Source organism: Chitinophaga sp. OAE865 (assembly GCF_040546735.1).
Lineage (GTDB): Bacteria > Bacteroidota > Bacteroidia > Chitinophagales > Chitinophagaceae > Chitinophaga > Chitinophaga polysaccharea_A.
Genome location: NZ_JBEPOF010000001.1, coordinates 5834998 through 5850469 on the forward strand (window position 1 = coordinate 5834998; position 15472 = coordinate 5850469).

11 protein-coding genes are annotated in these 15472 nt (G+C 45.7%); 3 read left to right on the plus strand and 8 right to left on the minus strand.

Features of this window, described 5'->3' with window-relative positions; translation table 11 throughout:
• Positions 1 to 3 precede the first annotated feature (3 nt).
• Together ABIE50_RS23400 and ABIE50_RS23405 are read right to left on the minus strand one after the other, a co-directional pair.
• Entirely contained in the window at positions 4 to 846 is an 843-nt protein-coding gene (locus tag ABIE50_RS23400) for an aldo/keto reductase (protein ID WP_209859133.1), read from the minus strand.
• Positions 847 to 886: 40 nt separating this feature from the next.
• Positions 887 to 1777, minus strand: a complete 891-nt coding sequence (locus ABIE50_RS23405) for a helix-turn-helix domain-containing protein (protein WP_209859131.1) — start codon at positions 1775 to 1777, stop codon at positions 887 to 889.
• 218 nt (positions 1778 to 1995) lie between these two features.
• Here ABIE50_RS23405 and ABIE50_RS23410 point away from each other — a divergent pair, with 218 nt between their 5' ends.
• Positions 1996 to 2583, plus strand: a complete 588-nt coding sequence (locus tag ABIE50_RS23410; RefSeq protein ID WP_209859129.1) for a Crp/Fnr family transcriptional regulator — start codon at positions 1996 to 1998, stop codon at positions 2581 to 2583.
• A 52-nt stretch (positions 2584 to 2635) separates the two neighbouring features.
• On the opposite strand, the gene ABIE50_RS23415 is transcribed toward ABIE50_RS23410, so the two are convergent.
• The 6 genes from ABIE50_RS23415 to ABIE50_RS23440 all read right to left on the minus strand — a co-directional run bounded on the left by ABIE50_RS23415 (position 2636) and on the right by ABIE50_RS23440 (position 10126).
• Positions 2636 to 3208, minus strand: a complete 573-nt coding sequence (locus tag ABIE50_RS23415; protein WP_209859127.1) for a DUF308 domain-containing protein — start codon at positions 3206 to 3208, stop codon at positions 2636 to 2638.
• 206 nt (positions 3209 to 3414) lie between these two features.
• The gene (locus ABIE50_RS23420; RefSeq protein WP_209859119.1) at positions 3415 to 4317 is read right to left on the minus strand and encodes a DUF4302 domain-containing protein; all 903 of its coding nucleotides are present in this window, start codon (positions 4315 to 4317) and stop codon (positions 3415 to 3417) included.
• Between the two features lie 42 nt (positions 4318 to 4359).
• On the minus strand, positions 4360 to 5214 hold the full coding sequence (locus ABIE50_RS23425) for a zinc-binding metallopeptidase (RefSeq protein WP_209859117.1): 855 nt from the start codon (positions 5212 to 5214) through the stop codon (positions 4360 to 4362).
• 19 nt (positions 5215 to 5233) lie between these two features.
• Entirely contained in the window at positions 5234 to 5986 is a 753-nt protein-coding gene (locus tag ABIE50_RS23430; protein ID WP_354028143.1) for a RagB/SusD family nutrient uptake outer membrane protein, read from the minus strand.
• Entirely contained in the window at positions 5898 to 6638 is a 741-nt protein-coding gene (locus ABIE50_RS23435; protein WP_354028144.1) for a RagB/SusD family nutrient uptake outer membrane protein, read from the minus strand. The genes ABIE50_RS23430 and ABIE50_RS23435 overlap by 89 nt, the downstream gene beginning before the upstream one ends.
• 113 nt (positions 6639 to 6751) lie before the next feature.
• Entirely contained in the window at positions 6752 to 10126 is a 3375-nt protein-coding gene (locus ABIE50_RS23440) for a SusC/RagA family TonB-linked outer membrane protein (RefSeq protein WP_209859115.1), read from the minus strand.
• A gap of 490 nt (positions 10127 to 10616) precedes the next feature.
• Here ABIE50_RS23440 and ABIE50_RS23445 point away from each other — a divergent pair, with 490 nt between their 5' ends.
• Both ABIE50_RS23445 and ABIE50_RS23450 read left to right on the plus strand, forming a co-directional pair.
• Positions 10617 to 13910 (plus strand): SusC/RagA family TonB-linked outer membrane protein, encoded by a 3294-nt coding sequence (locus ABIE50_RS23445; RefSeq protein WP_209859104.1) that lies wholly within the window; start codon positions 10617 to 10619, stop codon positions 13908 to 13910.
• Between the two features lie 14 nt (positions 13911 to 13924).
• The gene (locus tag ABIE50_RS23450) at positions 13925 to 15334 is read left to right on the plus strand and encodes a RagB/SusD family nutrient uptake outer membrane protein (protein WP_209859093.1); all 1410 of its coding nucleotides are present in this window, start codon (positions 13925 to 13927) and stop codon (positions 15332 to 15334) included.
• Positions 15335 to 15472 lie beyond the last annotated feature (138 nt).

The following is a 15472-nucleotide window of genomic DNA, read 5'->3' on the forward strand; positions in this document are numbered from 1 at the left end:
AAGCTATTCCTGTAATGTGTCCAGCTCCAGCAAATCATTAGCGTCGAGCTCAATTTCCTTCGCCCTGATATTCTCCTCAAGATGGCTCAAACTGGCGGTTCCCGGGATGAGCAGGATATTATCTGCATGATGCAGCAGCCAGCTCAACGCCAGCTGGTGCATGCTCACCTGTTTACGGTTTGCGATCTGCTGCAATTTCTCCGTCATTGGCGTCATGCCACCTCCTATTGGGAACCATGGGATAAACGCAATGCCTTCTGCTTTACAATACTCCAAAACGGGCTCCCATTGTCGATCCAACACGCTGTAGCGGTTTTGTACCGATACTACTTTGAAAAATTGCCGGGCATGTTTGATCTCATCCACCGATACTTCAGATAGGCCGAGATGCCTGATCTTTCCCTGCTGTTGCGCTTTGGCTAAAAATTCAAAGCTGATATGCGCCGGCACTTTAGGATCAATACGGTGTAACTGGTAAAGATCGATGCGTTCCAGTTTAAGCCGGCGCAGACTGCCGTCGAGCGCATCCTGCAGGTGCTGCGGGCTTGCATCGTTGTTAATATCCGCCCATGGCCCGAAACGGACCAGGCCTCCCTTAGTGCCGATGATAAGGTTATCTTTATAAGGATGCAGAGCTTCCGCAATCAGTTGTTCTGAAACGAACGGGCCATACTGATCGGCTGTATCAATGAAGTTAACTCCTAACTCCACTGCACGGCGTAACACATTGATCGAGTTTTGCGGATTTACCGGCATGCCAAATATCTCCGGACCTGTAATGCGCATTGCTCCATAGCCCATACGATTGATCTCCAGGTCGCCTCCTAAAAGAAATGTTGTCTTCATACTGTTTTATTTATGAAGACAAAATTACCGGTATACCCGATCATCCATCAATACTTTTCAAAGGACTATTTATACTTTTCAAAGTTTTTCTAAAATCCGACGGCGGGATGCCCGCGTATTTTTTGAAGAAGCGGTTAAAATAGCTCTGGTACTCAAAACCAAGTCCGTATGAGATCTCTGCTATGCTGTAGCTGGTATAGCTCAATAAGGACTTCGCTTCGGCAAACAGCTGCCCGCCGATATGTTGGGTGGTAGACTTACCTGTGGCCTTCTGTACGGCCATATTCAGATGGTTCACGTGCACGGCTAAACGATCCGCAAAATCCGACGCTTTTTTCAGCTTAACAGGCTGTAAAGGCAAATCCACGGGGAACTGTTGTCTGAGCAGTTCAATAAACGCCGTTGCTATCCGGGAGCCAGCATTATCAGCCCTGTTCCCTGCGGGTTGCATTTGTAAAGCCTTATGCAATATGAGACTGAGGTAACTACGGAAAAGATCGTCCTTATCGTTATAATGGATTTCTGCTTCTGCGCGCATTTGAGCAAACAGGCCTGTTAAAAAATGTAATTCCGCCTGATCAGGAAGATAAACAGGTGATTCCTGTGCAGTAAATAAGCGGTTGGCCAGCCCGTTTAATTGTACACTGGTGTGGATGAATTTATCATCAAATACGCAAAAATAGCCTTCTGCAGGCACTGTTTGCTCGGGGACCGACCAGGAATGCGGAACCAATGGATTGAGCAAAACAAGGGCCGGCCTGTCGACCTCTATCGGTTCAAGAGAACCATAAAACAGCTGGCAGGGCGCTCCTCCGGCCGTCACCAGGCTGATCTTACAAAAGTCCCTCCTGTTATAGGACTCCAAGGTGCATTTATTTTCGCCGATAGCTGCCACCCGGAACTGTCCCTGGTTTTCTTTATGTGCTGTCATGCCCAAATTTATACATTTCAAAGGTCACATACACCTCCGTTGTAAAATTAAATGTGGCCGTAACCTGGTTTTAACTTAAGTTAAAAACTGTTGCCGGCATCCTGCGGACATTTGCCGGACCGTTGCACCGGTGAGGTTCCCGTGCAAAGGATTATTTGTAAATTTATTGCTGTTTAGATATCACTTGCCATTCATCCGGGCAAGTCAAAATTAATTGTATGAGCGACCATTTTGAAACACTCAGGATACACCTGGCGAACTTTGCTGCGTTAAATGAAAAAGATATCGCAGACAGCAGCATATTCTGGAAGACGCGAAAAATCAAAAAGGGTGATTTCTTTAATATGCAGAACATGGTTTGCAACGATCTGGGCCTGGTAGTGAAGGGCATCTTCCGGATTTATTACGCCGACCCGGAAACAGACGAAGAAAAAAACATCTTCTTTTTTTCAGAAAATCAATTCCTGGTTTCTTTCCGCAGCTTCATTACCCGTAAGATCTGTCATTATTACATCCAGGCCATGGAAGATTCGGAAATCATCTATATAGCCTATCGCGATCTTACCAACCTTTACGATACCCATTCCAACTGGGCAAGGTTTGGCCGGTTGCTGGCCGAATTGTTTTTTACCTATTCACAAACCCGCACGGAAGAATTACTTTTTATAACGCACGAAGAACGGTTTATACGCTTACTGGAGGAGCATCCGAACATTGTTAACCGTATCCCGGCATATCATATATCTTCCTATCTCGGCATCACTAATCCTTCTTTAAGCCGTATACGCAAAAGGATCAACAGGTAATAGTTGTCTTATAAATGCGGCCCGCTTAATAAAGGTTACATTTTTATGCGCCTTAAGCAACAACCGGAGCAGCCTTAATCGTTTTAGATAACCTCAGCGCCGCCAGGATGAAATAGAAGGCGCCAAACGCAGCGTAACCGGCTAAGGTAGTAATACCAGCATTAGGAGCATGTGTCATATTGATAAAAGCAGCTCCCGCCAAAACAGACTGACCTCCGCTGATGATCATAGGCCATTGCCCTCCCAGTTGTTTACGCCGACGCACTCCCAGTATCAACTGTATGAGGCCGGTAAGAATTGCCCATGCACCAAAAACTATAAAGGCTCCGGGGATGCCATTTTGCAATGCCAGGATCACTGCAATAGTGGTGATTATACTGATGGTCGCATTTATATACTGCGGCGTTTTGGACGTAGCAGGCGGATTGGCTTTTATATCCAGGAAAGTGGCTGCTGCATCCCAGGCTGGGTAAATAATAAAAAGAAAAGTGGCGATCCCGGGATTGTTTTTAGCAAGCAGGGAAACAAGTATCACCCAGATAATGGAAAATGAAGCGCGTAAAAAATAGAGATTGCGCAGGGATCTGGCAGTTTGAATAGTTTGAGATTCTTCTAATGTGGTCATAACACAATACGTTATTTGTTATGCCAAATGTCATGGATATTTTGGGGCTGTTTTTTAACTTAAGTTAAAAGCGGGAAAAAAAGGCGGAGGTAGTTTGTCATAAAGCCAAACAAAGTACAGGTACGCACGTGAGGCTACCTGTACTTTGTCATTTCCATGTTCACCATTAAAGAAAGTTCACAACTTAAAATATACCAGCGTAGTGCCTATTTTAACGTAAGCGTTTCTTCTACCTCGCAATATTGGTTATTCAAATTAATGTAGGATGATTTCAAATAAATCTGTTTCAATGCGGGATCAGAAGAAAATGTAAGCATCTTAAAACTACCAGGCCTGACCTTATCTTCCAGGAACTTACCTGGGGCAACCGCGGTCACCTTGTTGGTACCAGGATCAAAAGTAATGCGATACATGCCGCTGAAGATCTCCTCATTGGAATAGTCCAGAAGTATGGCATTATCTTCGGCAAGAGGAACCGCTGCTTTCCGCCTGGAAATGGATATAGTATCCGGTACTCCAACAGGCTCAGGACCGCTATAGCAGAGCGCTCTGCCAACTGCGTTATAAGTACCGGCGTGTGGCGCCAGCATGCTGCTGTTAGTAGAATCTGTAGGGGATGCCCTTAACAATATGGCCTTGCTCCCACTATATTTCCCGTTAAGTATGATGGAATCTGTAGTTGCCGAAATGATCTCAAATTCAAAATCAAAAAGAGGGACCTCAGAACCAAAATAAGCTGCGAATATTGCTCCAACGGGATCAATCTTGTCGTCCAAATATGTATAGGTATCAAAGATAAGTTCCGGCCTTTGCAAGGCCTTCAGGCGATAACTGCTTTCAAGCGGTTCTTTATTATCAAGCCGGCTTATTACGCGATTTCCATCATTAAAGCGCATCCAAAAATAATAGCTATGGACATCGCCCGATACACCGGCCGGTATTACTTTCATTTTCCAGCCATAAGGAGCGGCAGTCAGTTTGGCAGCATAATCTTTCAACACCTTTTCGATCCGTTGATCTGGGGTTTCAGGGAACACACTGTCATCTTTACTTTTCCCACATGAAAAAAAAGTGGGAAGCAACAGTATATATAACAAATATCTCTTCATATATCTTATCTTTTAATGATCCTGATAGTGGTTTTGGCTGCATCAATCCATGAACGCTTTTTTGGCCTGTTGTACACGGGTCTGCAGATCGTAAAAATCAACGTGATAAGCGTCTTTGAAGTACTGTACCACCAATGCCTCTTTTTCACGAAGTTTTGGTATGCCATTCTCATAATCCGGCGCAGCATGCAAATACGCCTCATATTCCTCTTTGCCTTTCACCAACATATAGGCAACCATTTCTGCAAAGTCTTCATCGGGGGCCTTCATGGCATATTTGGAAACAAAGCCCGAACCAACGGGATTCTCAGCTAGCAGCCACCCATCAGTATAGCTACCAGCGCTGACCTTCTTAAACTCGACAGGATAGGCTTTTTTCTGATTAAGAATATGTGTAAACTCATGATGCAGCAAGTGCATAATTCTGTCTATTGATGCCTGATCTTTTTTGTTAAATGAATTGACGTCATATAGTATTATTTTAAGCCCATCTTCAGCCACGCCCGCAAGGCCTGTACCATCTGTTCTTGCAGCAGGGATACCGGATAGCACCACCAGCTTGGGGCTATACATTTTCATAAAGAGCACCGCGCCGGTTGCCTGGTTATAGGGTTCTATCCATAAATTCCGGATGGCCTGGGCCACAGGTATCACCTGTTCTTCCCTGGGTGGCACCAGGGTATATGACATGTCAAACTCAGATTGGTCCCATTTATATTTCAGCTCAATATTATAAGGCGCCGTTAGTGAATCATATAGCCAATTATCCAGGGCTGTTCTTTTCCAGGTATCACCACCCAAACCGTTTAGTGCTACATCATCCAGTTTATCATCTTTCTTACAGGATATAATTATTGCTATCAGTAACAAAGAGCAGATCAATAGATATTTCTTCATAATATTCACGGTTTAATATTTATCGGGGATTAGGGGTAATTCCATTACTCTGCGCAAACTGCGGTATTTGCAATACTTTCCGCGGATCATCGGCTGTTAGTGTTATTACAGCTCCGTCTTTCGTTCTATGTGTAACCGGCAGGCGATGCCGAAGTATATCAAACCAGCGAAACCCTTCCCCCACAAACTCCATCCTTTTAAAATCCAGTATAGTACTTATAAGCGCAGTTTTTAGATCCGTGGTTTTATAAAATGCTTTCACTTTGTCCGGTGTCAGGTTATCCCCTGTTGCATTATAATTCCGCACTCTTGTGCTTACAAAAGCATTCAGATCGGAAAGCGCCGCATCAAAATTCCCTGACATCACATTGGCCTCTGCCCTGTTAAATAGTGTCTCCTCTGCAGAAAATAAAGGAATGTATATCAAAGCATAACCTATACCCGGGCCAGTTTCCACAAAGTTTTCCTTAAATTTTGGCAGTACCTTGGCCTCTGGATTTGAGGATTCTAAAATGATATAGACGAAAGTAGTACCAGTGACATTAGGCTTACTAAACAACCCCTTGGCAATAATCGAATTCAAGCCATATTTATAATAGAAAGCTTCCCTTGCCCATGCGGAGCTTGCACCGGCAAGCAGGAAATTGGCCTTTTCTGTGGAATTAGTATATCGCGCAAACAGCTCATATATTATCCGTAAGCGGCAGATAAACGGTATTCCATTGCCGCAGACTGCCAGCGGGATTCCCGGCAGGCAGGGCTTTACCAGCATGTTCAATCACTTTATCATACTGACGCTTAAAAAGATAAAAGCGGCTGGCAAAAGCGTGCGCTGCTCTATTGGTGAAATGGAATGCCGGTATTTTATATGCGTTATCATCTAGAAGGGATATGCCTTCAGTGAGATCCTTTTCTATCATTTCGTATACATATGCCACCGTTTTACGTTCATATTGCTTGTACAATGTTTTTTCCGGTTCCAGCACATAAGGTATCCCAGGGTCTGTGGTAGCGGTAGCCGGATCGTATGTTTTAGCAAAGAGGGCAGCCAGCATAAAATGCAGGTATGCCCTGGCTACCAGCGCCTCTCCCTTGTAGGCGGCGTAAGCATTGTTGGCAGATTGCCCCTTGCAGGCCTCCAGTGCCTGGTTGGCTGCAGCAATAGCCGCGTAACAACTGCTCCAGTAATAATTGGGAGTACCAGCACCAGTGCTGGGAAAATCTCTGAACAGATAAGGTTCTTCATTTTCCGGATTACCACCCGGCGCTCCACGGAGGCCTGCATTATCAGACATTGCCTCACAGAAAGTGATATAATCAGCTATCGGGTAAGCTGAGGTAAGCAATTGCGCTACCTTTTCCGGGCTATCGAGCTCCGTTCTGTTGTCAGGAACCTGTTCCAGGTATTTTTTACATCCTGACACCGATAGTGCGGCGCTTAATACGAATAGCCATATCCGCATTTTACAGCTACTGCCCGGAATAATTGTATAAACGTTGATTTTATTATACTTCATAACAGATTTCCTTATAAGATTTAAAACGCTGCTTTTAATGTAAGGGCCAACTGCCGCTGTAATGGCTGTGCAACACCTCCTGTGTTAAAGAACTCGGGGTCCTGCCCTTTCAGTTTCTTATCAGCATATAATAGCCAAAGGTTGCTGGCGGATGCAGTAACGGACAAATTGCTTAGGCCCGTACGGGTTATGGCGGCAGGTGGCAACAGGTAGGTAAGCGATATGTACTTAAGCCTTACAAAACCGCCATCGGCCACCCTGACGGTGGAATAATTATAGTTATTATAAGGGAAATTGTTTCCAATTCTATAATTGGTTAAGGCATCCATCAGCGAAGGTACATTGGTAATATTTTCATCGCCCGGTAAGCTCCAGCGGTCCTTGAATTCGCGGGGCAACGCATCCAGGTCCGAGTAAGTGGGCTTGAATATGGGCGTTAACCTGATCTTGTTCCCGGCCTGATAGGTTAACAGGATATTGAGTGAAAGATTTTTATACCGGAAAGTATTGGACCATCCGCCGTTGATGGGTGGATCAACCGGCCCCTCGTATACCAGGTAGCGGGTTTCATTATCCTGTAAATACACCCCCCTGGATACTTCCCCTTTTTCATTTGTAAAATTTGGAATACCTGTTGCCGGCTCCAACCCTTTAAAATCCAGGGAGAATAATGATTTCACAGGATACCCCTCTTTATTGCCCCCTTCAGCCGCAATCTGGTCAAAAATGATGGGAGTGTTCCGGGCATTTGTAATGCGATTCCTATTATACCCAAATGTAAGGTTGGAAGTCCATTTCCAGTTCTTTTGCCGTATAACGTCGCCGCCCAGGGTTACTTCTGTCCCATGCGATCTCAGGTCCGCATAGTTGCCTGTTTTATCCAACTGCCCGCCAATACCGGAGGTTCTGATAGCTGCGATAAGATCAAATCCCCGTCTTCTGTATACATCCAATACCAGTGTAAGCCTGTTGTCGAAGAATCCTGCGTCCACGCCAATGTTGGTGGTATAATTTTTTTCCCAGGTAAGGTCGCTGTTCTCCAGGCCATCGATCCAGATCCCGGGTTCTATGTCGCGTAAGTATTGGCGCATGGTACTATATGGCCTCAATATAACGGAAGAGTTAGTAGCCGTGCTATAACTTGCAGTGAGCCCATAACTGGCTCTGAGCTTTAAGTAATCGAGCCAATTTATACCTCCCAGCCATTTCTCCTGCTCCATGTTCCAGGCGCCACTCACTCCCCAGGTTGGCAACCAACGGGCGTTGGAAGATTTTCCCAACTGGTTTGAACCATCATACCGCAGATTCGCAGTTAAGTTGTATTTGTTACTTAATGTGTAATCAAGTTTGGAATAAAACGCGGCGAAACGATCATATTTTCTTTCCATTCCAAAATAGGAAGTACCCTTTTCCACATCCTTCTTAATCATCATATAATTGATGAATGGAAGTCCGCCATAATCATATTGGTAGCCATAGCCGTTACTGTATGCATTTTGCCTGTTGGCGCTTTTCAATTCCTGCCCTACCAATATATTCAGCGCCTGTTTACCAAAACTGTTTGAATAGCTCAATTGATTCCTGACATTGTAATTACTGAGGCTATTTTCTGCACGGTTGTAGAACCCGCCTGCCGGGAGCACTATTTGTGGCAGTGAATTTGGCTGGTCCGGATCTTTGTAAAGGAAGTTATTTTTTTGAGCAACTACAGCATTAACATAAGCTCTGTACGCCCCGGCCTTGTTTGACGTTTCATGTACCAGGTTTTCCTGTGTAGTTTTTGCATAACGAAGCGCTCCCAGAAACTCATAACGGAGATGTTTGTTAATCTTATAAGCCAGTGACGCCTGTAACTTTACATCTACCACAGATAGCTTGATCTTATTATTGTTAAGCTCATGAATGATATTGAACGGTGCGTAGTTGCGTGTAAAGTATTCCAGGTTTCCATCATCGCCGTACGCAGTCATCGTTCTGCTGGTGCTCAGTGCATAATTAAAGGGATTAATATCAAAGTCGCGGCTCATTCTGCCATATACCGGATCCACTGTCCGATTTACTGTTCCCGGGGCGTCCTGCTCTCTTACGGAACCCGTAGCAATGAAAGCTCCCGATAATTTATCTGTGAAGTTGTAGTTGGTTTGCGAGTTAAAGGTGAACCTTTTTACCTTGTCCGCAATGGTCCATCCATTATCGCTATAAAGGCTGGCAGAAACATAGGACTGCATTTTTTCTGTTCCTCCGGAGAGGCTAATGGCGTGCTCCTGTATCAGAGAGTTCCTGAATAACACATTGAACCAGTTGGTATTAACTTTTGCGTAACGCTCCAAAAATCCCGTCCTGCCTTCCGGCGTATTCTCCAACTTAAACTTTCCGGTGGCGCTATCCACTTCCTGTAACAGGTCGTACATTTTGCCGAATACCCCTTTGTCGGCGCCATTACCTATAATGGCCAGGTTGAGAAAACCTTTCCTGTAAAGCTCCGAGTAAACAGACATTTGTTCCGCTGAATTCATGATATTAAAATTGCTGTAGCTGGGGCGTAACTGGGAACTGAAAGTGCCGGAATAATTCACCAGGAGCTTACCATCACGCCCCTTCTTTGTATTGATCACAATTACGCCGTTCATGGCTCTTGCTCCGTATAAAGAAGTAGCCGCCGCATCTTTCAGAATATCGAAGCTCGCAATGTCGTTCATATTCAACCCGGCAACCGCAGACGCCAGCAATGTAGATGGGTCCCCACTGGATAACTGGTCATTGGTTACATCAATTACATCTTCCAGCACAATACCATCTACTACCCATAAAGGTTTGTTAGGGCCGGTAAGCGAGGTAGCGCCACGGATACGAAGCTTGGGAGCGGAACCAAAAGTGCCGGATACATTCTGTACGGAAACGCCCGCGGCACGGCCTTCCAGCATACGGCTCACATCCGCTATGCCGTCCATTTTGATGTCTTCAGCCTTTAGCTTTGTTGCCGCCCCGGAAAACTTACTTTTATCTATCTGCTGAAAACCGGTAACAATTACTTCCTTCAAGCCGCTCACGTCTTCCTCCAATACCAGGTCCAGTGGCGGAGATGCCGGCTCAGTCTTTACTTCTATTGTCTTGAACCCTACCATTCTGATAACTAATACCGCATTCCTTTTCACCTTCAAAGTAAATTTTCCGCCGGCATCGGTTACGGTACCATTACTGGTGCCTTTTTCCAAAACACTGACACCCGGCGCAATGGCATCCTTTACATGCCTGCCATGGAGGCGGATTTTGCCGTTTACTACCACTAACGGGTCTTGTTGTGCGAGAACGTATGATGCGCTACAGATGATGAGCAGTAAGATAAAAAAAAGCCTAAATGGCAGACTTGCCCTGTAGAAATTGGTTGGTTGCATATGTTGTTGAGAGATCTGAATTGAATATTGTTAACTAGGATAGGTAGATACATGGGGACTTCTTTTTTACCCCTGATGTTAAAAAAAAATTGCTGCGACATCAGCCTTGTGAAAAAAAATGTCTCCCGGGAGGGTAAATTGTCTCCTATGATGTCTCATAGGTATACATAAATAGAAAAACATGTATCGGAGGGGAAGAAAAAGAATCTGCCTCCAGATGAATAAGAAAATAGTCATCATTTTTCTTCTGCAACAGTAAAATAATAAGGAACAATAATTAATACATAAACCAACAACCAACCAGCAGGACCACAGTTGACGGGCGCAGCAGCAACGCGCCTTTCAACCTGGTCCTTTAAGATCTTTATTTCACCATCCCATCACTCAACCAAAACTATATATGGACTTTAACGTCAAAAAACCCTGTTATCACCGCGTGGTAATCCAACCACAGCTGCTGTGGCGCCGGCTGTTAGCCAAATCATTGTACATGATAAGATTTACGGCCGTTTTGCTGCTCCCCTTTTGCCTGCGGCTATCAGCCCACAACCTGGTAAGATATAAACCCGTACAGGCGCCGGCCCCGGTAGCGGGCATCAGCGGCACTGTGACCGATGAACAAGGCAAACCGCTGACCGGCGTTTCTGTTATGGTGAAAGGCGCCCAACACAGGACCTCCACCAATGAACAGGGACAATTCCACCTTCCCGGCGCCAACGCCGGCAACGCGATTCTTGTATTCACCATGGTGGGCTACGAAAGAGCAGAAGTTCCGGCCAAAGGTAGTGAGCAGCTGCTGGTGCGCATGCACCGCGTAGTCGCCAATATCGGGGAAGTAGAAGTGATCGGAAACACAGGCTACCAGAAGATCCCACGGGAAAGGGCTACCGGCGCTTTCGATGTCATTTCTGCCAAACAATTGTCCAACCGTGTACAAACCAATGTACTGGAGCGTTTGGAAGGGCAGGTTCCCGGTCTGGTGCTCATCAACGGTAAAGACAACGGCAAAGACAACGGCGATGGGCTCACTATCCGTGGCGTATCTACCCTGTATGGCGCCAAACGCCCGTTGATCGTGGTTGATAATTTTCCCTTCGATGGTACTTTAGATGCCATCAATCCCAATGATGTAGCCAGTATCACCATTCTGAAAGATGCCGCCGCATCTTCCATCTGGGGCGCCCGTGCTGCCAATGGCGTGATCGTTATTACTACTAAAACCGCCAGACAGGGTAAGATGCAATTTTCCTATTCGAATAGTTTTCAATTTGAGCCCAAACCAAACCTTAGCTATCTGAACCGGCTGGGTACTGCGGACGATATCGCTATTAGTAATATGCTTGTTACGCCTGGTATTGAATCAGAGCTACGTGGCAGGAACACTGCATTTTCCACCTTTGAAAAGTTTTACATGGATTCCGTTGCCAGACGTATAACGCCTGGACGGTATGCCGCTTCAGTAGACTCGCTGCGTCTTCTTGATAACAGCCGGCAAATCAGCGATCTCCTGATGCAATCACCCTTTACCCAGAACCATAGCCTGTCATTTATGGGTGGCAATGAGAAGAACAATTACTATGGGTCCATCCGGCTTACTGACACCAGGGGATTGGCTTTAAAAGACCGGAAAAAAAACTACGGCTTCCTGTTCAAGAACAATTATAACGTTTCTTCCAAACTATCATTCAACGTCAGTACCAACCTAAACTATACTGATGCTACACTTCCACCGGTCGACCCGACATTTATCTACCGGTTGAAACCCTATTCCATGCTGCAAAACGCGCAGGGGCAGCCACAGATTGCAAACCTGGTCACAGATCCGATCGGGTTTAATAGTTCCAATGCATTCAGCATCGAAAAACGGATGAAATGGGGTTTGGGGGATGAATCTTTCTATCCGCTCAAACAGGTAAACCTTATTGAGAACAACACCAATAGCATTTACGCCCGTTTGCAGGCAGAACTGAAATACAACATCATTCCTGGTGTAGATGTGAATATCAGCTACCAACTGGAAAACAGTTATTCCTACAACAAGGTGCTTACCCATCCGGACGAGCCCCTGCTCGTAAAGCAGGTGAATGATTTCATTCTCCCGCAGAGAGATGCTCGCTATAATATCCTGACCAATCCCGATGGCACCTTGATCAATCCTGTCTATAATATACCCCTGGGCGGAAAAATTACCGAAAGTCGCAATGATTTTTCTTCTTATACAATAAGAGGATTGATTAATGTCAATAAAAATATCCGCCATGATCATAACATCGCCGCTGTAGCGGGTATAGAAAGAAGACAAAGCAAAGCCACCGGCAATCATTTTACAAAATACGGGTACGACGATAACAGTCTGCAATTTGTGGACATTGACATACAAAGGCTGAAATCCATTCGTGGTATTTTAGGGCCTGCAGCGAGCGCCTTCTTCGGTCTGTCGGATGGCTATAACTATACCCTTGACCGCTTTGTATCTGCATTCAGTAATGCAGCCTATACGTTCCGCGGAAAATATGTAGCCAGTGGCAGCATCCGCATAGACGCCACCAACCTGTTTGGCACTGATCCGAAATACCTGTATCGCCCTATGTGGTCTGGCGGTGTGAGCTGGATAGCCTCCAATGAACCTTTCGTGCAACAATTGGGCTTTGTAGACTATCTGCAAACAAGGATCACCTATGGCATAAACGGTAACATTCCCAAAAAAAGTGGCCCGTTTATGATTGCCACAAACGGGACCAACTTTCATAACAACCTGCCTTACAATGAAATTACCACACCGGCCAACAATCAATTAAGGTGGGAGAAGACTGCCATTACCAATCTTGGTATTGATTTTACGTTGTTGCATAGCCGCATTTCCGGTAAAGTGGATTACTATAAAAAGAAAAGCACCGACCTGTTGGGTGATCAGGCAATAAACCCCGTACAGGGCTTCCAGACAGCTTTGGTTAACACCGCCAGTATGACCAACAACGGATGGGAACTGCAATTAACCAGTAAAAATATCAATACTCCCCGGTTTGAATGGAGCACTACCTTAAGCTATGCCTATAACAAAAATAAGATCACTAAAGTAACGCTTAATAGCAATAATACCTCACCTCTTAGTATTGCCAGTGACAATCCATTTGTTGAAGGCGCCCCCTATGGCGCTATGTACAGCTTCCGCTTTGGCGGGCTAACACATGACGGTGGCCAGATTCAACTGCTGGACCCCAACGGGAAGATAGCACCGGACAAAGACCATACGGATCCGAACATGATATATTACTCCGGTACCACCAGGCCCGTCAGTACCGGCGCCTTCTCCAATAATTTCAGCTATAAAGGATTTGATCTCAACTTCATGTTCGTCTTCTACCTGGGACAGGTAGCACGTCAGTCAATGCCGCGGGCCTCAACAGGTGTCTATAGTTTTGACAAACGATTGGAAAACGCCTGGAAACAACCCGGAGATGAAGCAACCACACATATTCCTAATGTGATCGCAGACAATGACGGTTACGGTTATACAAATAACTATTACCGCTACTTCCTGGATGTAAACGTATTTGACGCCGGTTACATCAAGCTCCGCGACGTAAGCCTGCGTTACACCTTCTCACCAAAGGCCATCCGCAACTGGGGCATTGTAAGAGGGTTGCAATTAACAGCCAATGCAAGAAATGTGTGGACCATCACCCGTAACCACGAAGGTATAGATCCTGAAGCATTTAGCGGCGGGATCCGCACACTGCCCGTAATGCCATCCTATTCCTTTGGCCTTAACCTTGACTTCTAAATCCGGTAACCATCATGAAAAAAATAACAATATTTCTTGCAACCCTAATGGGTTTAGCGGCTTTCTTCTCCTGTAAAAAATACCTGGATGTAAAACCTAAAGGCTACATAATACCGCAAACGACAGACGATCTGGAACGCGTGCTCAATGGGTTGGATTTGCAGCAGGTAATGCCTATTGAGCTGGAAAAGTTGTCGGATGATTACTTCTTAAAAGATGTAGACAAAGCATCCCTGCTAAAAGTGAATAGTGTTGACAGCCGTATTTATCTGTGGTTGGCGGGAATTTATTCCACGCCTGATGAGTGGACTGATAATGCTATCTGGAACATGATGTATAAGAACATCTATCAATACAATGCCGTTATTAACAACATTGATGCGGCAGACGGAGGCACTCCCCAACGCAAAGCCATCGCCCGTTCCCAGGCGCTGCTGGGCCGGGCCTGGTGCTACTGGTATCTGGTCAACTTATATTGTAAACCGTTTGATCCTGCCACCGCATCCGATGCCCCGGGAGTGCCCTGGATAACCACGAACGACATCAGCGCGCCGGTGCCCGGCAGAAGCACTTTACAAGCCACCTGCAATCTCATCAGGGCTGACCTGGAGGAAGCGCTTAAAAACCTGCCCGCAAGCACCACCAATCCCTATTTATTCACCAGGGCAGCCGGGCTCGGCCTCTTTGCCCGCACCATGCTGATGCAGCGCAACTATGCCGATGCAGCAAAAATGGCGGATAGCGCATTAAAATACAATGACCGCCTTATCAACTACAACACCGTTTACCAAACATCGGATGGCCGGTATACGCCAATTATCGATGCACCCTTTGGCAATATGCTGACATCTCCGGAAAATATTCATGTACATATATATTCAAACACCAGAGGCTTGTCCGGGCTCGATATCAGCCCTGCCACCGCCAGAATGTTCGAAACACACGATCTGCGTAATATATTCATTAAGCCGGATACCGCTACCAACACAACAACCGGTAAACTGGACACCAGTTATATTTATAACGCCGATGTAGTTTTTATCAACAACATCAGTATTACCACCCCGGAGATGTACCTGGTGCGCGCAGAATCCAATATACGCCTGGGGCGCCTCTCTGATGCCATGGCCGACATCAACCTCCTCCGCAAAAACAGGATCGTTAGCGCCTATTATAAACCACTGGAAGCTGCCAATGCCACACAGGCAATGAATATTCTGCTGGCCGAAAGAAGAAAAGAACTGCTGGGCCATGGGGCGCGCTGGTTTGACATGCGGCGGCTTAACAACGATCCGGTCTTTGGCTTCACAGCACACCACTATCTCCAGGATGGTACCAGCATCGATCTGCCGCCTAACAGTAACAGGTATACGTTATTGATACCACCAACGGCGCTCACAAAAGACATCACGCAAAATCCATAATAAAAATCAGGCGATATGCTTAAATAGCAGGCAACGCTATTGGGCTTATTTTTACTGACCATTTAAAAAGAAACATAGAACAGTACAAAGGAAAGGCCTTCAATTGAATTGAAGGCCTTTCCTTTGTGCTCCCTATGG

What these genes read in the sequence shown, in the direction of transcription:
- ABIE50_RS23400 (WP_209859133.1), bottom strand. Translation starts at nt 846, where the DNA reads ATGAAGACAACATTTCTTTTAGGAGGCGACCTGGAGATCAATCGTATG.
- ABIE50_RS23405 (WP_209859131.1), bottom strand. Translation starts at nt 1,777, where the DNA reads ATGACAGCACATAAAGAAAACCAGGGACAGTTCCGGGTGGCAGCTATC.
- ABIE50_RS23410 (WP_209859129.1), top strand. Translation starts at nt 1,996, where the DNA reads ATGAGCGACCATTTTGAAACACTCAGGATACACCTGGCGAACTTTGCT.
- ABIE50_RS23415 (WP_209859127.1), bottom strand. Translation starts at nt 3,208, where the DNA reads ATGACCACATTAGAAGAATCTCAAACTATTCAAACTGCCAGATCCCTG.
- ABIE50_RS23420 (WP_209859119.1), bottom strand. Translation starts at nt 4,317, where the DNA reads ATGAAGAGATATTTGTTATATATACTGTTGCTTCCCACTTTTTTTTCA.
- ABIE50_RS23425 (WP_209859117.1), bottom strand. Translation starts at nt 5,214, where the DNA reads ATGAAGAAATATCTATTGATCTGCTCTTTGTTACTGATAGCAATAATT.
- ABIE50_RS23430 (WP_354028143.1), bottom strand. Translation starts at nt 5,986, where the DNA reads ATGCTGGTAAAGCCCTGCCTGCCGGGAATCCCGCTGGCAGTCTGCGGC.
- ABIE50_RS23440 (WP_209859115.1), bottom strand. Translation starts at nt 10,126, where the DNA reads ATGCAACCAACCAATTTCTACAGGGCAAGTCTGCCATTTAGGCTTTTT.
- ABIE50_RS23445 (WP_209859104.1), top strand. Translation starts at nt 10,617, where the DNA reads ATGATAAGATTTACGGCCGTTTTGCTGCTCCCCTTTTGCCTGCGGCTA.
- ABIE50_RS23450 (WP_209859093.1), top strand. Translation starts at nt 13,925, where the DNA reads ATGAAAAAAATAACAATATTTCTTGCAACCCTAATGGGTTTAGCGGCT.